At 70.5% G+C, this 16337-nt stretch carries 19 protein-coding genes; 13 read left to right on the forward strand and 6 right to left on the reverse strand.

All coding sequences use genetic code 11. The features are described 5' to 3' along the window. Positions 1-108 precede the first annotated feature (108 nt). The 5 genes from ACWGO0_RS03215 (at position 109) to ACWGO0_RS03235 (ending at position 5247) form a co-directional block, all read left to right on the forward strand. A complete protein-coding gene (locus ACWGO0_RS03215) occupies positions 109-1107 on the forward strand; it encodes an ABC transporter permease (protein ID WP_453527171.1) in 999 nt (332 codons plus the stop codon). Beyond that, complete coding sequence (locus ACWGO0_RS03220; protein WP_453527174.1) at positions 1104-2204, forward strand: ABC transporter ATP-binding protein; 1101 nt, start codon at positions 1104-1106, stop codon at positions 2202-2204. Before ACWGO0_RS03215 ends, ACWGO0_RS03220 begins: the two co-directional genes overlap by 4 nt. Before the next feature lie 26 nt (positions 2205-2230). Beyond that, a complete protein-coding gene (locus ACWGO0_RS03225) occupies positions 2231-3430 on the forward strand; it encodes an ABC transporter ATP-binding protein (RefSeq protein ID WP_453527177.1) in 1200 nt (399 codons plus the stop codon). Between the two features lie 19 nt (positions 3431-3449). Then, positions 3450-4109, forward strand: coding sequence for a trimeric intracellular cation channel family protein (locus ACWGO0_RS03230; protein WP_453527180.1), 660 nt, complete (start codon positions 3450-3452; stop codon positions 4107-4109). A 280-nt stretch (positions 4110-4389) separates the two neighbouring features. Further along, entirely contained in the window at positions 4390-5247 is an 858-nt protein-coding gene (locus tag ACWGO0_RS03235; protein ID WP_453527182.1) for a thioesterase family protein, read from the forward strand. On the opposite strand, the gene ACWGO0_RS03240 is transcribed toward ACWGO0_RS03235, so the two are convergent. Then, positions 5244-6080, reverse strand: a complete 837-nt coding sequence (locus ACWGO0_RS03240; RefSeq protein ID WP_453527185.1) for an alpha/beta fold hydrolase — start codon at positions 6078-6080, stop codon at positions 5244-5246. The two genes, ACWGO0_RS03235 and ACWGO0_RS03240, sit on opposite strands and share 4 nt — an antisense overlap. A gap of 10 nt (positions 6081-6090) precedes the next feature. Next, positions 6091-6732: a TetR family transcriptional regulator gene (locus ACWGO0_RS03245; RefSeq protein WP_453527188.1), complete on the reverse strand. Its 642-nt coding sequence runs from the start codon at positions 6730-6732 to the stop codon at positions 6091-6093. 106 nt (positions 6733-6838) lie between these two features. On the opposite strand from ACWGO0_RS03245, the gene ACWGO0_RS03250 reads away from it, so the two are divergent. The 3 genes from ACWGO0_RS03250 to ACWGO0_RS03260 all read left to right on the forward strand — a co-directional run bounded on the left by ACWGO0_RS03250 (position 6839) and on the right by ACWGO0_RS03260 (position 8586). Continuing rightward, on the forward strand, positions 6839-6994 hold the full coding sequence (locus ACWGO0_RS03250; protein ID WP_453527191.1) for a hypothetical protein: 156 nt from the start codon (positions 6839-6841) through the stop codon (positions 6992-6994). Positions 6995-7026: 32 nt separating this feature from the next. Next, the gene (locus ACWGO0_RS03255; protein ID WP_453527194.1) at positions 7027-7308 is read left to right on the forward strand and encodes a DUF4190 domain-containing protein; all 282 of its coding nucleotides are present in this window, start codon (positions 7027-7029) and stop codon (positions 7306-7308) included. Positions 7309-7416: 108 nt separating this feature from the next. Further along, positions 7417-8586: a cysteine desulfurase family protein gene (locus ACWGO0_RS03260; RefSeq protein ID WP_453527197.1), complete on the forward strand. Its 1170-nt coding sequence runs from the start codon at positions 7417-7419 to the stop codon at positions 8584-8586. On the opposite strand, the gene ACWGO0_RS03265 is transcribed toward ACWGO0_RS03260, so the two are convergent. Further along, complete coding sequence (locus ACWGO0_RS03265; RefSeq protein WP_453527200.1) at positions 8579-9274, reverse strand: N-acetylmuramoyl-L-alanine amidase; 696 nt, start codon at positions 9272-9274, stop codon at positions 8579-8581. The genes ACWGO0_RS03260 and ACWGO0_RS03265 overlap by 8 nt on opposite strands. A gap of 61 nt (positions 9275-9335) precedes the next feature. Here ACWGO0_RS03265 and mnmA point away from each other — a divergent pair, with 61 nt between their 5' ends. Beyond that, positions 9336-10466: a tRNA 2-thiouridine(34) synthase MnmA gene (gene mnmA / locus ACWGO0_RS03270; RefSeq protein WP_453527203.1), complete on the forward strand. Its 1131-nt coding sequence runs from the start codon at positions 9336-9338 to the stop codon at positions 10464-10466. A gap of 12 nt (positions 10467-10478) precedes the next feature. On the opposite strand, the gene ACWGO0_RS03275 is transcribed toward mnmA, so the two are convergent. Beyond that, the gene (locus ACWGO0_RS03275; protein ID WP_453527206.1) at positions 10479-11279 is read right to left on the reverse strand and encodes an alpha/beta fold hydrolase; all 801 of its coding nucleotides are present in this window, start codon (positions 11277-11279) and stop codon (positions 10479-10481) included. A gap of 95 nt (positions 11280-11374) precedes the next feature. Beyond that, the gene (locus tag ACWGO0_RS03280) at positions 11375-12595 is read right to left on the reverse strand and encodes a serine hydrolase domain-containing protein (RefSeq protein WP_453527209.1); all 1221 of its coding nucleotides are present in this window, start codon (positions 12593-12595) and stop codon (positions 11375-11377) included. A gap of 141 nt (positions 12596-12736) precedes the next feature. On the opposite strand from ACWGO0_RS03280, the gene ACWGO0_RS03285 reads away from it, so the two are divergent. Beyond that, positions 12737-13570: a MerR family transcriptional regulator gene (locus ACWGO0_RS03285; protein WP_453527212.1), complete on the forward strand. Its 834-nt coding sequence runs from the start codon at positions 12737-12739 to the stop codon at positions 13568-13570. On the opposite strand, the gene ACWGO0_RS03290 is transcribed toward ACWGO0_RS03285, so the two are convergent. Next, the gene (locus ACWGO0_RS03290; protein ID WP_453527215.1) at positions 13564-13923 is read right to left on the reverse strand and encodes a DUF427 domain-containing protein; all 360 of its coding nucleotides are present in this window, start codon (positions 13921-13923) and stop codon (positions 13564-13566) included. The genes ACWGO0_RS03285 and ACWGO0_RS03290 overlap by 7 nt on opposite strands. A 94-nt stretch (positions 13924-14017) precedes the next feature. Here ACWGO0_RS03290 and ACWGO0_RS03295 point away from each other — a divergent pair, with 94 nt between their 5' ends. Genes ACWGO0_RS03295 through ACWGO0_RS03305 form a run of 3 tightly spaced genes read left to right on the forward strand, consistent with a single transcriptional unit; the run spans position 14018 to position 16324 of the window. Next, positions 14018-14557, forward strand: coding sequence for an LOG family protein (locus ACWGO0_RS03295; protein ID WP_453527218.1), 540 nt, complete (start codon positions 14018-14020; stop codon positions 14555-14557). Between the two features lie 16 nt (positions 14558-14573). Further along, positions 14574-15263, forward strand: coding sequence for an SDR family oxidoreductase (locus ACWGO0_RS03300; protein WP_453527221.1), 690 nt, complete (start codon positions 14574-14576; stop codon positions 15261-15263). A 35-nt stretch (positions 15264-15298) separates the two neighbouring features. Then, positions 15299-16324, forward strand: a complete 1026-nt coding sequence (locus tag ACWGO0_RS03305; protein WP_453527224.1) for a methionine synthase — start codon at positions 15299-15301, stop codon at positions 16322-16324. Positions 16325-16337 lie beyond the last annotated feature (13 nt).

Here is a 16337-nt window from a genome sequence, read left to right on the forward strand (position 1 = left end):
CCGGCACACCCGCCGTACGGCACGAAAGGCAGGTGAAGGCCGGAGCGGTGCGCCGCGGGCCATCGGACGACCTCCGATGGCCCGCGGCCCCCCGCCGGGCCGAGAGCAGTGCTCACATACCTCATCAGGCGGCTCATGGCCGTCGCAGTAATGCTTGTGGTCATCGTCGTGGTGGTCTTCTGCATCTTCTTCCTCATCCCCCAGTGGACCGGCGTCGACCCCGCCACGATGTACGTGGGCAAGACCTCGGACGCGGCGGCAGTGGAAGGGATCCGGCAGAAGCTCGCGCTGGACGAACCGATCCTCATCCAGGTCCTGGAGTTCTTCAAGGGCATCTTCGTCGGGCGTACCTACGCCGGGGGCGGCGACGTCACGAACTGCGCCGCGCCCTGCTTCGGCTACTCCTTCCGCAGTGAGCAGGCCATCTGGCCGGTGCTCACCGACCGTCTTCCGGTCACCATGACGCTCGCGCTCGGCGCGGCCTTCCTGTGGCTGCTCGTCGGTGTCTCGGCCGGTGTGCTCTCCGCCCTCAAGCGGGGCACGATGTGGGACCGTTCGGCCATGGTCGTCGCGCTCGCGGGCGTCTCGCTGCCGATCTACTTCACCGCCATGGCGGCCCTCGCGGTCTTCGACTACGGACTGGCCTGGATCGACTCCGGGTACGTACCCATCGGGGACAGCTTCGGCGGCTGGTTCCAGGGCATGTTGCTGCCCTGGGTCACACTCGCCTTCCTGTACGCGGCGATGTACGCCCGTATCACCCGGGCCACGATGCTCGAAGTCATGGGCGAGGACTACATCCGTACCGCCCGTGCCAAGGGCCTCAGCGAGCCGGTCGTCATCGGCAAGCACGCGATGCGTTCGACCATGACACCGATCCTGACCATGCTCGGCATGGACCTCGGCGCCCTCATCGGCGGCGCGATCCTCACCGAGACCGCCTTCAGCCTTCCCGGCCTCGGCCAGGCGGTGCTCGCGGGGATCAAGGAGCGCGACCTGCCCATCATCCTGGGCGTCGTGCTGATCACCTCGCTCGCGGTGATCATCGCCAACCTCGTCGTGGACATTCTGTACGCCGTGATCGACCCCCGAGTGAGGCTGTCATGACCGAGCTGAGCAAGAGCGGAGCCGCCCTGGGCGAGCCGGTCGCCTCCGCCTCGCCCGCAGCGGACGCCTTCCTCGACGTCCGCGACCTGAAGGTGCACTTCCCGACCGACGACGGCCTGGTCAAGTCCGTCGACGGGCTCAGCTTCACGCTGGAGAGGGGCAAGACCCTCGGCATCGTGGGCGAGTCGGGTTCCGGCAAGTCCGTGACCTCGCTCGGGATCATGGGTCTGCACACCGCCGGCCAGTACGGCAAGCGCAAGGCCCAGCTCTCCGGCGAGATCTGGCTGAACGGCAAGGAACTCCTGTCCAGCGACCCGGACGAGGTGCGCAAGCTCCGCGGCCGGGACATGGCCATGATCTTCCAGGACCCGCTGTCCGCGCTGCACCCGTACTACACGATCGGCAAGCAGATCGTGGAGGCGTACCGGGTCCATCACGACGTCAGCAAGAAGGCGGCCCGCACCCGGGCCGTCGAGATGCTCGACCGCGTCGGCATCCCGCAGCCCGACAAGCGCGTCGACAGCTATCCGCACGAGTTCTCGGGCGGTATGCGTCAGCGCGCGATGATCGCGATGTCGCTGGTCAACAACCCCGAACTGCTGATCGCCGACGAGCCGACCACGGCCCTCGACGTGACCGTGCAGGCGCAGATCCTCGACCTGATCAGGGATCTGCAGAAGGAGTTCGGCTCCGCCGTCATCGTCATCACGCACGACCTGGGCGTGGTGGCGGAGCTCGCCGACGACATCCTCGTGATGTACGGCGGGCGCTGTGTGGAGCGCGGACCGGCCGAGAAGGTGTTCTACGAGCCGAGGCACCCCTACACCTGGGGTCTGCTCGGTTCCATGCCCCGTCTCGACCGGGACCAGACCGACCGGCTCATCCCGGTCAAGGGCTCTCCGCCCTCGCTCATCAACATCCCGTCGGGCTGCGCCTTCAACCCGCGCTGCCCGTACGCGGATCTGCCCAAGGACGACGTGACCCGCACCGTACGGCCCGATCTCCTGGAGGTCGGCAGCCGGCACTCGGCCGCCTGCCACCTGTCGGCGGAGCAGCGGGAGCGGATCTGGACCGAAGAGATTGCGCCCAAGCTGTGAGCGAGGACAAAAGCGAGGACAAAGCCGTGACGAGCCAGGACAAGAGCGTCGACGTTCCTGCGCAGCGGGACTCCGGGAAGGCCGCCTCTCCGGAGGTGCTGCTCCGGGTGACCGGCCTGAAGAAGCACTTCCCGATCAGGAAGGGCCTGCTCCAGCGCACGACCGGTGCCGTGAGGGCCGTCGACGGGATCGACTTCGAGGTGCACGCGGGGGAGACCCTGGGTGTGGTCGGGGAGTCCGGCTGCGGTAAGTCGACGATGGGCCGGCTCATCACCCGGCTGCTCGAACCCACGGCGGGCACGGTCGAGTTCGAGGGCAAGGACATCACGCACCTCGGTGTGGGCGGCATGCGCCCGATGCGCCGGGACATGCAGATGATCTTCCAGGACCCGTACTCCTCGCTGAATCCGCGGCACACGATCGGCACGATCGTCGGAGCGCCCTTCAAGCTCCAGAAGGTCAGCCCCGAGGGCGGAGTCAAGAAGGAAGTGCAGCGGCTGCTGGAGGTGGTCGGTCTCAACCCCGAGCACTACAACCGCTATCCGCACGAGTTCTCCGGCGGCCAGCGCCAGCGCATCGGGATCGCCAGGGCGCTCGCGCTCAACCCGAAGCTGGTCGTGGCCGACGAGCCGGTGTCGGCGCTCGACGTCTCCATCCAGGCGCAGGTCGTCAACCTCATGGACGACCTCCAGGACGAGCTGGGCCTGACGTACGTGATCATCGCCCATGACCTCTCGGTCGTCCGGCACGTCTCGGACCGGATCGCGGTGATGTACCTCGGCAAGATCGTGGAGCTGGCCGACCGCGAGTCGCTGTACAAGTCGCCGATGCACCCGTACACCAAGGCGCTGCTGTCGGCGGTGCCGATCCCGGACCCCAGGCGCCGGTCGGCGAAGAGCGAGCGGATTCTGCTCAAGGGAGATGTGCCCTCGCCCATCTCGCCGCCGAGCGGCTGCCGCTTCCACACCCGCTGCTGGAAGGCGACGGAGGTCTGCAAGACGCAGGAGCCGCCGCTGGTCGCGCTGAAGACCGGGCACCAGGTGGCCTGCCACCACCCGGAGAACGCGCCGGACCAGGTCCCCGGCGACACCGCGCTGGCGACGGCGCGGGAGGCGATCGAGATCGTGGCCCTGAAGAAGGAGCCGGAGGAAGCCGCTCCGGAAGCGACTCCGGGGCCGTCCGCTCCGGCGGAGCCCGAGGAGTCGGGGGACAACCCGAAGGAGTAGTACCGGCACAATTGCCCGGGTGCTCCTCGAACTGTTCACGCCCTCCGTCCAGCATGCGCTCGACATCGCCGGAATCTTCGTCTTCGCGATCTCCGGCGCACTGCTCGCCGTACGCAAGAACTTCGATGTCTTCGGCATCGCGGTACTCGCCGAGGTGACAGCGCTGGGCGGGGGGCTGTTCCGTGACGTGATCATCGGCGCGATCCCGCCCGCCGCCTTCACGGATCTCGGCTACTTCACCACCCCGCTGCTCGCCGCGGGCCTGGTCTTCTTCCTCCACCCCCACGTCGAGCGGATCCAGGTCGGCGTGAACGTCTTCGACGCCGCGGGGCTCGGGCTCTTCTGCGTCACCGGCACGGTGAAGGCGTACGAGTACGGTCTCGGGCTGACCGCCTCCGCGGCCCTGGGACTCACCACCGCGGTCGGCGGCGGTGTGCTGCGCGACGTACTGGCCAACGAGGTGCCCTCGCTGCTGCGCTGGGACCGCGATCTGTACGCCGTGCCCGCGATCGTCGGGGCCGCGATGGTCGTGCTGTGCATCCGCTTCGACACGCTCAACACCTTCACGAGCGGTGCGGCGGTGATCACCGCGTTCGCCCTGCGACTGCTGGCGATGCGCTTCCACTGGCGGGCACCACGTGCCTACAACCGCCGCTCGGCCACGGCCGACGAGGGCTAGGGTCTGTCCGGCGGATCATGGCCGGGGTCACGGCGTCCGGCACGGCACCTCGCGGCGTTGCCGAACCGCCCGCATAGCTCCTTCCCCGAGCTCTCAACTTCGTTCGAGCAGGGGAGACCCCACCTGAGGACGCTCCGGCGCCTTGCGATGCACCGCACCAGACGCCGCGCCCTATCCGACCCTGACCCGCCGGACAGACCCTAGGGCCCGTCCGAGTCCGTCATCTGCCCGACCCTGAAAAGCTACCGCTCAGTAATGCAATCGGTGTACCGTGCATCGCATGGCACAGGCAGCAGCGCAGGCGACGCAGGCAACCATCGGGGACAGCGAGTTCGACCGCGACACGGCGGTCACGCTCCGCGAAGAGGGCGTCTACGACGCGGAACTCTCCGCGGGCTGGACGATCATCCAGGCCGTCAACGGCGGCTATCTGCTGGCCATGCTCGGCCGCGCCCTCGGTGAGGCGCTCCCGCACTCCGACCCGTTCTCGGTCTCCGCGCACTACCTCACCGCCTCCGCGCCCGGCCCCGCGGTGATCCGCACACAGGTCGTCCGCACCGGCCGCACCCTCTCCACCGGTCAGGCGTCCCTTTTCCAGTACGCGGAGGACGGCACCGAGATCGAGCGCATCCGGGTGCTCGCCACCTACGGCGACCTGGACGGCCTCACCGACGACATCCGTACCACGGCGCTGCCGCCCGCGATCCCGCCGCGCGAGCACTGCCTCGGCCCGAGCGACGGCCCGGCCCCGATCCCCGGCAGCTCCGCCATCACCGAGCGCCTCGACATCAAGCTCGACCCGGCGACGATCGGCTGGGCCATCGGCGCACCGTCCGGCAAGGGCGAGATGCGCGGCTGGTTCGGCCTCGCGGACGGCCGGGACGCGGACCCGCTCTCCCTTCTCCTCACCGTGGACGCGCTGCCTCCGACCTCGTTCGAACTGGGCCTCAAGGGCTGGACACCCACGATCGAGCTGACGACCCACATCCGCTGCCGCCCGGCCCCCGGCCCGCTGCGTGTCTCCATCACCACCCGTAACCTCGCGGGCGGCTTCCTGGAGGAGGACGCGGACGTCTGGGACAGCGCGGACCGCCTGGTGGCCCAGTCCCGCCAACTGGCCAGGGCCCCGCGAAGCTAGGGCCTGTCCGGCCGCAGAAAACCCGTGAGCGCGGCGGTCAGCTCCGCGGGCGCGTCCTCCTGGACGAGATGCCCGGCCCCGCCGATCAGCCGCAGCTCGGAGCCCGGGATCAGCCCGGCCAGCTCATGCCCCCGGCCAACCGGAATCCACGTGTCCTCCGTACCCCAGCAGACCAGTACGGGCAGCTCCAGCTCCCCGTACCTGTCCTGGATCTCGTCGGTGAACCGCTGGTCGTTCTGCGCGATCTGCCGGTAGAACGCGGGCTGCCCGGCCTCCGTGCACCACGGCGCGACGAGCCGGTCGAGCACATCCGGGTGCAGCCCGGGGTGGCTCGCGGAACCGACGTACTCCTTCACCAGCGCCCGGTGCAGTTCCGCCGGCAGCTGCCCGAACACGTCGGGGTGGCTGCCGAGCAGGCGGTACGTGGGTGATCCCCACGGAGCCAGCGCCACCGGGTCGACCAGTGCGAGGCGCCGGTAGCGCGCTCCGTGCAGCAGATGCGCCCGCAGCGCGACGCAGCCGCCGAAGTCGTGGGCGACGACGGCCGGTCCGTCGAGCCCCCAATGGCCGAGGAGTTCGGTCAGGACGACGGCCTGGGCGTGCAGGGAGACGTCCTGGTCCGGGTACTTCTCGGACGCGCCGTAGCCGGGCAGATCCCAGACGTGCACCCGGTGGTCCTGCGCCAGCGCGCGGGCGACGCCCCGCCACACGTACGAGGAGAACGGCGTCCCGTGCACCAGGACGACTGGTGGAGCCTCCTCGGCGCCGAGCACCCCCCAGCGCACCTCGCCCGAGGAACTCGCGAAGGTCCTGTCCAGAATCCAGTCACTCATGGGGCCGAGCCTAGGGGGACGTCCCCGGAGCGCCGCCGTCCAGCCAGTGCGCCCGGCCCAGAGTCACCAGGCGCAGACGCCGCCGGGCCACCCGGATCACCTCGCGCTCGCCGGCGGGGCCCGCCTCCAGGAGGGCGGAGGTGGTGAGGACCATGTGGTCCACGTACAGCCCGCCCAGCATCCGCAGATCCTCCTGGCTCCAGCCCGCCGACTCCGGCTCCGTGCCGAGCGCCGCAGCCACCTCGTCGGCGAACAGCCCGAGTTGGGCGGCGATCGCCGCACGGACCGGGCCCACGCCGCCGTGCTGCTCGCGGGCGATGAAGCGGAAGTGGTCCGGCTGCTCACCGACATGACGCGCTATCAGCTCCACGCTGCGGTCCAGGCGAGCCTCGCTGTCGCCCGTGTCGGCGAGGATCGCGCCGATCATGCCGTGCAGGCTGCCCAGCGTCTCCTCGACCAGGGCCACTCCGAGCGCCGCCGTGTCGTCGAAGTGCCGGTAGAAGGCGGTCGGGGCCACGCCCACCGCGCGGGTCACCTCGCGCAGCCCCAGGCTGCTCAGGCTCTGGTGCTCCAGCAGGTGGAGCGCGGCGTCCAGCAGCGCCTGGCGCGTTTTCAGCTTCTGGGTCTGGCGGATGCCGGCGGTGTGACTCATGCCATTCAGTAAACAACCGTTCTCCCAACAGAGGAAGGGGAGCGGCATCTAGACTGAGGAGTCAGTGAACACTCGTACTCTCAAGCGCTCACGGAGAGGCCGCACCATGTTTGTCCTCGTCGCCACCCTGCTGCTCCTGGGGGTCGTCCTCGGAGCCGTCGCCCACCTCCCGCTGTCCGTGACCCTGATCGCCGCAGCGCTCATCGGCGGCTGGCTTGCGGTCTTCGCCGTCCGTGAACGTCTCGCCCGCAGGTCCCACTGACCCCCGGCCCTCACCGCGAAGGAGCCCGTTCCATGACACTCACCGCACTCGCCCCGCGCGACACCCGCAGCCCCCGCGCCCGGGAGGCCGACGGGCTCGCCGTCGCCTCCTTCGTCCTCGGGCTGACCGGTCTGCTGGTGATGAACATCCTGCTGGGGCCGGTCGCCATCACCATGGCCGTCCTCGCTCTGGCCCGCTCCACCACCCGCCGTGGCCGCGCCCTGCTGGGCCTCGCCCTCGGTGTGGCCGACCTCGTCGTCCTGGCCGTCCTCGTCACCGTGAACGGCACGTTCTCCTGGAGTTTCGGGGGCTGAACGGCGGGGTTCCGCGAGCGCTCCGCACGCCACCGGGACGTGCGCGGACGGCCTGCGGTGATGCGCCCGGCATGCGCCCCGCCGCAGGCTCGTAGAATCGAGCCCACCATGGCTTACCTCGACCACGCCGCGACCACGCCGATGCTTCCGGAAGCCATCGCCGCGATGACCGCCCAGCTCGCCGTCACCGGCAACGCGTCCTCACTGCACGCCGCGGGGCGCCGGGCCCGCCGTACCGTCGAGGAGTCGAGAGAAGCCCTCGCCGACGCACTCGGCGCACGGCCCAGCGAGGTGGTCCTCACCTCCGGCGGCACCGAGGCCGACAACCTCGCGGTGAAGGGCCTCTACTGGGCCCGCCGCGACGCCGACCCCCGCCGCACTCGCGTCCTCGCCAGCCCCGTCGAACACCACGCCGTACTGGACGCCGTCGACTGGCTCGCCGAACACGAGGGCGCCACCGTCGACTACCTCCCCGTCGACGCCCACGGACGCGTCCACCCCGAAGCCCTGCGCGAGGCGATCCTCCGCGACCCGGACGATGTCGCGATGATCACCGTGATGTGGGCCAACAACGAGATCGGCACTGTCATGCCGGTACGGGAACTGGCAGCCGTTGCCCGCGAGTTCGACGTGCCCATGCATGCCGACGCGGTGCAGGCCTTCGGTCAGCTGGAGGTCGACTTCGCCCGGTCGGGACTGGCGGCGATGACCGTCAGCGCCCATAAGATCGGCGGCCCGTTCGGCATCGGCGCGCTGCTGCTCGGCCGCGAATACACCCCCGTACCCGTCCTGCACGGCGGCGGTCAGGAGCGCCAGGTGCGCTCCGGAACCCTCGACGTGCCCGCCGCCGCCTCCTTCGCCGTCGCCGGGCGGCTGGCCGCCGAGGGGCGCGAGGACTTCGCCCACCGGATCGGCTCGCTCCGCGACGAACTGGCCGCAGCGGTCCTGACGGCCGTCCCGGACGCCGTCCTCGGCGGCGACCCCGCCCCGGGCGGACGGCTGCCGGCCAACGCCCACTTCACCTTCCCGGGCTGCGAGGGCGACTCCCTGCTCCTGCTCCTGGACGCACAGGGCATCGAATGCTCCACCGGCTCCGCCTGCACGGCCGGGATCGCCCAGCCCAGCCACGTACTCCTGGCCACCGGCACCGATCCGGACCTGGCCCGAGGCACCCTGCGCTTCTCGCTCGGCCACACCTCGACCAAGCAGGACGTGGAGGACGTGGCACGAGCGATCGGCCCGGCGGTGGAACGCGCCAGGACGGCGGGACTCAGCTAGGCCCTGCGCCCTTCGCGGCGCCCGGTCCCGCCGCCCGGACCAGCTTCAGATAGCGGTCCCAGTCCCAGTGCGGCCCCGGGTCCGTATGGTCCGTGCCCGGCACCTCCACGTGCCCGATGATGTGCTCGCGGTCCACGGGTATCGCGTACCGCCCGCATATCGCGGCCGTCAGGCGCGCCGACGACTCGTACATCGCCGCCGTGAGGTCCTTCGGGCGGTCCACGAAGCCCTCGTGCTCGATGCCGACGCTGCGCTCGTTGTACGAGCGGTTCCCCGCGTGGAACGCCACGTCCAGCTCGCGGATCATCTGCGCCACCCGGCCGTCCTGGCCCACCACGTAGTGCGCCGCCGCACCGTGGTCCGGGTCCTGGAAGACGTCGACCGCGCTGCGGAAGCTCCCCTGGGTGACATGGATGACCACCCGGTCGATCCCGTAGTCGTCGGGACGGTCCGCCATCCGCCAGTTCGCTTCCGAGGCCGCCACCCACCGCGCACCAGCGAAATCCAGCTCACCCGGCTTACGGGGCTTTTGCACCCCCGGCATCCGCCACCAGACACGCTTCAGCTCGTCCCGTGCCAGCGCGGCCGTGCCCACGGCCGTCGCCGCGCCGCCGATCAGTACAGCGCGCCGGCCGATGCCGCGCGCGGGCTTCGAGCCCTGCGCGCCGGCGGTCCCTTTGGTCCCCATGTGATCGACAACGCTTATCCGCGAGCATTCGGTTCCCGGAGCCCCGTACCCTGGTGAGGCTATGACTCAGACTTCCCAGCGCCCCCTCCGTGTCCTCGCCGCCATGTCGGGCGGTGTCGACTCCGCAGTCGCCGCCGCCCGCGCCGCCGAGGCGGGGCACGACGTGACCGGTGTACACCTCGCCCTCTCCGCGAACCCGCAGTCCTTCCGTACCGGGGCGCGCGGCTGTTGCACCATCGAGGACTCCCGCGACGCGCGCCGCGCGGCGGACGTCATCGGCATCCCCTTCTACGTCTGGGACCTGGCGGAACGCTTCCGCGAGGACGTCGTGGAGGACTTCGTCGCGGAGTACGAGGCGGGGCGCACCCCCAACCCGTGCCTGCGCTGCAACGAGAAGATCAAGTTCGCCGCACTGCTCGACAAGGCCCTCGCCCTCGGCTTCGATGCCGTCTGCACGGGCCACTACGCCACGGTCGTCCTGAACGAGGACGGCAGCCGCGAACTGCACCGTGCGTCGGACATGGCCAAGGACCAGAGCTATGTGCTGGGCGTCCTGGACGAGAAGCAGCTCGCCCACGCGATGTTCCCGCTCGGCGACACCCTCACCACCAAGGACGAGATCCGCGCCGAGGCCGAGCGCCGCGGACTGGCCGTCGCGAAGAAGCCCGACAGCCACGACATCTGCTTCATCGCCGACGGCGACACCCAGGGATTCCTCGCCGACCGCCTGGGCGGCAAGGCGGAGGGCGACATCCTCGACGAGGCGGGCACCAAGCTCGGTACGCACGACGGCGCCTTCGGCTTCACCATCGGCCAGCGCAAGGGCCTGCGCATCGGACACCCCGCCGCCGACGGCAAGCCGCGCTACGTCCTGGACATCTCGCCGGTCAACAACACGGTGACGGTCGGCCCGGTCGAGGCCCTCGACGTCACCGAGCTCACCGCCATCAGGCCCCGCTGGTGCGGTACGCCTCCGGTGGGCCCGGGTACGTACACCGCGCAGCTCCGTGCCCACGGCGGCGAGACCGAGGCCGGCGCCGAGCTGATCGACGGCACGCTGCACGTCTCCTTCACCGAGCCGGTACGGGGCGTGGCCCCCGGCCAGGCGGTCGTGCTGTACGACGGGACCCGGGTGGTCGGCTCGGCCACCATCGCGACGACGGTGCGCCGGGAGACCGCGGCGGCCGGCTGACCGTGCACCGGGCTACGACGCCTGGTGCGCGTGCAGGTGCTTCGCGAAGAAGTCCGTGAGGACCGGGGCGATCACCTGGGGCGCGAGGTCGCGCGTCTGGCCCGTCAGGGTGCGGTGGCGGCCCCGCGGGACCGCGTCCGTGAGGGCCTGGGTCATCGTCCGGACCTGGGCGGGGCTGAAACCGCCGCAGACCACCAGCGTGCGGGCCGTGACCGACGCGAGCCGCTCCGCCGGGACGCCGCCGTTGCCGAGCAGCGCGTCGTCGTACGCGAGGGTGTGCGCCACCGCCTCCAGGCCCTGCCAGAGCGGCGCACGGCGCATCCGGCCGACCGTCTCGGTCTGGACGCCCGTCATGGAGAGGTACAGCTCCACGGCGCCGCCCCGGTCGCCCTCCGACAGCAGCCGGTGCAGCCGCGCCGTGCAGAGGGCCTTGAACAGCAGACCGGAACGGCCGGGCGTGTACGGCGGCTCGTACACCGCGAGCAGATCGACGGGCAGACCCGCGGCCTGGGCCTCCAGGGCCAGCGCGCCGCCGGAGAGCATGCCGAAGACCGAGGCGGCGCCCCCCACCGCGCCGATCAGCGCCGCCAGGTCCTCGACCTCGCGCCGGACCGCGTACGGCCCGCCGTCACCGCTGGAGCCGCGCCCCCGGCGGTCGTACGTGACGACCGTGAAGTGCGGCGCCAGCAGGGACGCCAGCGGGGCGTCCGTCGCCGCGGTGCTCAACGCTCCGCCGACCAGGATCAGCGGCGGCCCGTCGCCCTGGCGGCGGTACGCGATCGTGGTCCCGTCGCGCGAGAGAGTCTTGTCCATGTGAGGGTGGACTGCGACGCCCGGAGAAACTCATCGCTGCGGGCGGAAACTTTTTGAGGGACTTCAATTCCCCTGGCCAGGAGGGGTGCTGACGGTCAGTCGATGGCCTGGTAGAGGGTGGTCCAGAAGTCGTTCATGGCACGCGGTGAATCCGGGGTGGACAGTCCGACCTGGGTGAGCAGGACTCCGGTGAGCTGGTTGGTCCTGTCCGCGTAGGCGGTGGTGCCGGTACCGCCGAACCAGCCGAACTGGCCGATGGGCGCGTAGTCGCCGCGATAGGTGCGCACCGACATCCCGAAGCCCCAGCCGCCGTTCGCTCCCTGGCCGGACGACAGGTGGGCGACGTTGGTGAACATGGCGTCCCGGGCGGCCAGTTGCGCGGGCGAGAGACGGTTGGTGGTCATCAGCTCGACGGCGGCCCGGGACAGGATCCGTTCACTCCCGTGCATCCCGTGGTTCAGCAGCATCTGAAAGTAGGCGTGGTAGTCGTCGGCGGTGGAGACCAGCCCGCCACCGTGGAACGCGGGAGGCACGCTGGACCTTCCCCCTGCCGCCTCGTCCCACACGACGAACTCGCCGGTCTGCGGGTCGGGCCCGTACAGGGGCGGCAGTCGGTCGATCTTGTCGGCTGGCGTGTGGAAGGCGGTGTCCTTCATCCCCAGCGGATCGAGGATGCGTGTCCGCAGGAACGTCTCCAACGACTGTCCGGTGACCCTGGAGACGAGCACACCGACCACCTCGTTGCTGAGGTCGTACTGCCACCGCACTCCGGGCTCGTACTGCAGCGGCAGCTCGCCGAGTCGGCGCATCCACTCGTCCGGCTCCGGCGCCGGCCCCGATGCCACGCTGTAGTCGAGACGCTCGAAGGTCGCGGCCCTGATCGGGGACGCCATCGACTCGAAGTCCACTCCGAGCCCGAATGTGGAGGTCAGCAGGTCCCGTACGGTGATCGGCCGCTGCGCCGGCACGGTCTCGTCCAGCGGCCCGTCGGGCCGCTTCAGCACCTGCCGGTCAGCGAGTTCCGGCAGCCACTGATCCACCGGGTCGTCCAGCCGCAGCCGGCACTCGTCGAGCAGGACCATCGCCGCCGCCATCGTGACCGGTTTGGACGTGGACGCCATCCGGAAGATCGTGTCCCGGCGCATCGGCGCACCACCGTCATGACGCATCGTCCCGATCGCTTCGACGTGCGTCTGGCCGCCGCGGCTGACCAGGGCGACAAGGCCGGGGATCTTCTTGGACTCGACGTGCCGTGCCAGCACCTCGCGCAGTCGGCGCAGCCCGCCTTCGGAGAAGCCGCTGTTGCTTGTTCCCATGATGAATCTCCTGTTCACGGTGCTGGTTCTCATGGCGGCCCTGGTGGCTGCCCGGCCCTTCGAGCGGCCATGTGAAGAGCCTGCGGCCTTGACCCAAGGTCAAGGTCAACCCCCTGTCGCGTGCGCGCTATCCTCGCCCCCGTGATCGTCCGGACTTCCCGGCCGGTCGCCGACGTCCACGATCCGGAGGTGCGCGAGCCGATGGCAGACGGGCTCACGATCGGTCAGGCGGCGGCGTTCGTCGGTGTCACGATCAAGACCGTGCGGCACTACCACCGGCTCGGCCTGGTCGCCGAGCCGGACCGCGACGGTTCCGGCTACCGCCGTTACCGGTCGGGCGAGCTGTTCCGGCTGGTCCAGGTCCGGACCCTGGCCGCGGCCGGCGTGCCGCTGGCCGCGATCGGTGACCTGCTCGACGCCGATCCCGAAACGTTCGCCGCCACCCTGGACGACGTCCATCACCAGCTCACCGAACGGATCGACGACCTGATCGCGCGCCGCGACAGGCTGCACCGCCTCGACCATGGCGACCGGGCCCTGCTGCCCGACCGGGCCTGCGCGGTCCTGGAGCGACTCGCCGACCTCGGCTTCAGTCCCGACTACGTGGCTGGTCAACGGGAGGCTCTGGTGCTGGCCCGGGCGCTGGTCCCGGAGATCTTCGACACCTTCCTGACCCGGCTTGAACACTCCCTCGACGATCCCGAGTCCGTCGAGCTGACCAAGCAGGGCTGGGAGGCGAGGGCCTGGGATCCGGACGACCCGCGGATCGAAAAGCTGGCGTCCGAACTGACCGACAAACTGCTGACCAACCGCGCGCTGCTGGCGATGCCGACCGGGTTTCGGAGCCGATCCGACGCCGCTTCCCGGTACGGAATGGTCAACCACCACCGGGAGGAGTCACCGTCCATCGCCCGGTTGAACGCGCTGGTGGAGGCGAACCTACGCGCAGCCGGCATCGCCGTTCCGAGTCAGTGACTTCCGCCTTCCATGACGTCCTTGGTGACGACCTCGGTCTCGTAGAAGCAGAAGTGGTCCTTGATCGCGGCGACTTCGGGCCGGGGCTCCGGGTAGGCCCACACCAGGTCGGCGGCGCCGGGATGCGACCAGTAGGAGGCATCCCCCTTGAACGGACAGTGCGTGCGGGAGTCCGAGGGCGTGAGCAGATCCGTAAGGACGTCCTCCGGCGGCAGGTAGTAGCGGACCGGGCAGCCCGTCTCGCGCAGTACGAGCGGGCGGCGGCTCTCGGCGAGCACCTGCCCGTCCCGGATCACGCGCACATGCTCGGTGCCGGGCTCCACGGTGATGCGGTGTCCTCGGGTGACAGTCATGCCGGTATCAGCGGTGGGGGCGACGGGTTTCTTCCCTCCGCTCCTTTGCTCTGCCCCTTTGTGGAGTGTCAGTGGCGGCTCGTACGGTAGGCGCATGAACATCTGCGTCTTCCTCTCCGCCGCCGAACTCGACGCCCGCTACACCCGGCCCGCGCGGGAGTTCGCCGAACTGCTCGGCAAGGGAGGGCACACCCTGGTCTGGGGAGGCTCCGAGAGCGGGCTGATGAAGGTCGTCGCCGACGGGGTGCAGGAGTCCGGCGGGCGGCTGGTCGGTGTCTCGGTGGACTTCCTGGCGGCGAAGGCCCGTACGAACGCCGACGAGATGGTGATCGCACGCGATCTGGCCGAGCGCAAGGCACTGCTCCTGGAGAAGTCCGACGCCGTCGTGATCATGGTCGGCGGGACCGGGACGCTCGACGAGGCCACCGAGATCCTGGAGCTCAAGAAGCACGGCAAGCACACCAAGCCCGTCGTCCTGCTGAACACGGCCGGTTTCTACGACGGCCTGAAGGAGCAGTTCCGGCGTATGGAGGACGAGGGCTTCCTGCCGATGCCCCTCACCGAGCTGGTCTTCTTCGCGGAGGACGGCGTGGGCGCGCTCGCCTACCTGGAGGAGTCGGCCGGAGTGCGGTGATGGGAGCATGGGGGCCATGCCTACTCACCTCATCACCGGTGCCGGTTCCGGCATCGGAGCAGCCGTCGCCCGCCGCCTCCACGAGCGCGGTGACGAACTCTGGCTGCTGGCCCGCGACGCGGGCCGCGCCAAGGAGCTGGCCGCGCTCCACCCGGGGGCGCGCACGCTCGTCGGAGACCTGGGCAACCCCGACCGGCTCTCCTGGGCGTTCGGCCAGCAGACCATGCCCGACCGGCTTGACTCCGTCCTGCACATCGCGGGCGTCGTCGAGCTCGGCCCGATCGGCGACCTCACCCCCAAGGCCTGGCACTTCCAGCTCAACGCCAACCTGATCTCCCCCGCCGAGATCACCCGTCTCCTGCTGCCGCAGCTCCGTGTCGCCCACGGCCACGTCGTCTTCGTGAACTCGGGCGCCGGACTCAGCGCGCACGCCGAGTGGGGTGCGTACGCGGCGAGCAAGCACGGTCTGAAGGCCCTCGCCGACTCTCTGCGCCACGAGGAGCACGGGAACGGGGTCCGGGTGACGTCCGTCTATCCGGGGCGCACGACCAGCCCCATGCAGGCCAAGGTCCACCAGCAGGAGGGCAAGGAGTACGACCCCTCCCGGTGGATCGACCCGGATTCCGTGGCCACCACGATCCTGATGGCGATCGACCTGCCGCGCGACGCCGAGATCAACGACCTGACGGTCCGCCCGGGCCGCTGACGGGGGCCTCCGGGCACGGGCCGTAGGCTTCCGGCGTGAGCGAGAAGAGCAAGTTCAGCGGGTGTCCGGCCACCGGAATCGGGTCCATGCCGGGCGGCGACGCCCGGGAGGCGGCGAAGACCGTCACCGGATCCTTCGCCGACGGCCAGGGCATGCCGTATCTGGCGGAGCTGCCCGCCCGCGGACCGGGCGCGGACATGACCGGGCGGACCATCGGGATGCTCGTCGAGATGTTCGGCCATGTCGAGCCCAGCGGCTGGCGGATCAGCGACCGGCCCGGCCGTGACACCCGCCGGGCCCGTTCCTGGCTCGGCGAGGATCTCGACGCGTTCGAGGAGTTCACCCAGGGTTACGAGGGGCTGGTCAAGGTCCAGGCCGTGGGCCCCTGGACGCTGGCCGCCGGGCTCGAACTGCGCGGCGGCGAGGCCATGCTCGGAGACCCGGGCGCCTGCCGTGACCTGGCGGGTTCGCTGGCGGAGGGGCTGCGCGGGCACCTCGCGGAGGTACGGCGCAGAGTGCCCGGCGCCGAGGTGGTCCTCCAGCTCGACGAACCGTCCCTGACCGCCGTGCTGCTGGGGCGAGTCAGGTCGGCGAGCGGCTACCGGACCTACCGGGCCGTGGACCGGCAGATCGTCGAGGCGGGCCTGCGTGACGTGCTGGCGGTGAACGGCGACGCGCCGACCGTCGTCCACTCCTGCGCGCCCGAGGTGCCCTTCGCCCTGCTGCGCCGGGCCGGCGCGGACGCCGTCTCGTTCGATTTCTCGCTGCTCACCGAGCGTGAGGAGGAGGCGATCGGGGAAGCCGTCGAGGGCGGCACCCAGCTGTTCCTCGGAGTGGTGCCCGGCACCGACGCGGCCTCGGACGGATTGTCAGACCCTGGCGGTAGCGTCATGGGTGTCAGGACGCTGTGGAGCAGGCTGGGGCTGAATCCGGGGACTCTCGCCGAGTCCGTCGTGGTCACCCCGTCGTGCGGGCTCGCGGGGGCTTCGCCCGCGTACGCGCGTGCCGCGCTCGCCCACTGCGCCCGGGCCGCGAGATCGCTCGCAGACAACCCTGAGTAACGGGGCACGGGTC

The sequence above is a fragment of the Streptomyces sp. NPDC055749 genome (genome assembly GCF_053617235.1).

Excerpts from the sequence above, each read along its gene's own strand:
- ACWGO0_RS03220 (WP_453527174.1), top strand. The coding sequence starts at position 1,104 with ATGACCGAGCTGAGCAAGAGCGGAGCCGCCCTGGGCGAGCCGGTCGCC.
- ACWGO0_RS03235 (WP_453527182.1), top strand. The coding sequence starts at position 4,390 with ATGGCACAGGCAGCAGCGCAGGCGACGCAGGCAACCATCGGGGACAGC.
- ACWGO0_RS03240 (WP_453527185.1), bottom strand. The coding sequence starts at position 6,080 with ATGAGTGACTGGATTCTGGACAGGACCTTCGCGAGTTCCTCGGGCGAG.
- ACWGO0_RS03245 (WP_453527188.1), bottom strand. The coding sequence starts at position 6,732 with ATGAGTCACACCGCCGGCATCCGCCAGACCCAGAAGCTGAAAACGCGC.
- ACWGO0_RS03250 (WP_453527191.1), top strand. The coding sequence starts at position 6,839 with ATGTTTGTCCTCGTCGCCACCCTGCTGCTCCTGGGGGTCGTCCTCGGA.
- ACWGO0_RS03255 (WP_453527194.1), top strand. The coding sequence starts at position 7,027 with ATGACACTCACCGCACTCGCCCCGCGCGACACCCGCAGCCCCCGCGCC.
- ACWGO0_RS03260 (WP_453527197.1), top strand. The coding sequence starts at position 7,417 with ATGGCTTACCTCGACCACGCCGCGACCACGCCGATGCTTCCGGAAGCC.
- ACWGO0_RS03265 (WP_453527200.1), bottom strand. The coding sequence starts at position 9,274 with ATGGGGACCAAAGGGACCGCCGGCGCGCAGGGCTCGAAGCCCGCGCGC.
- mnmA (WP_453527203.1), top strand. The coding sequence starts at position 9,336 with ATGACTCAGACTTCCCAGCGCCCCCTCCGTGTCCTCGCCGCCATGTCG.
- ACWGO0_RS03275 (WP_453527206.1), bottom strand. The coding sequence starts at position 11,279 with ATGGACAAGACTCTCTCGCGCGACGGGACCACGATCGCGTACCGCCGC.
- ACWGO0_RS03280 (WP_453527209.1), bottom strand. The coding sequence starts at position 12,595 with ATGGGAACAAGCAACAGCGGCTTCTCCGAAGGCGGGCTGCGCCGACTG.
- ACWGO0_RS03290 (WP_453527215.1), bottom strand. The coding sequence starts at position 13,923 with ATGACTGTCACCCGAGGACACCGCATCACCGTGGAGCCCGGCACCGAG.
- ACWGO0_RS03295 (WP_453527218.1), top strand. The coding sequence starts at position 14,018 with ATGAACATCTGCGTCTTCCTCTCCGCCGCCGAACTCGACGCCCGCTAC.
- ACWGO0_RS03300 (WP_453527221.1), top strand. The coding sequence starts at position 14,574 with ATGCCTACTCACCTCATCACCGGTGCCGGTTCCGGCATCGGAGCAGCC.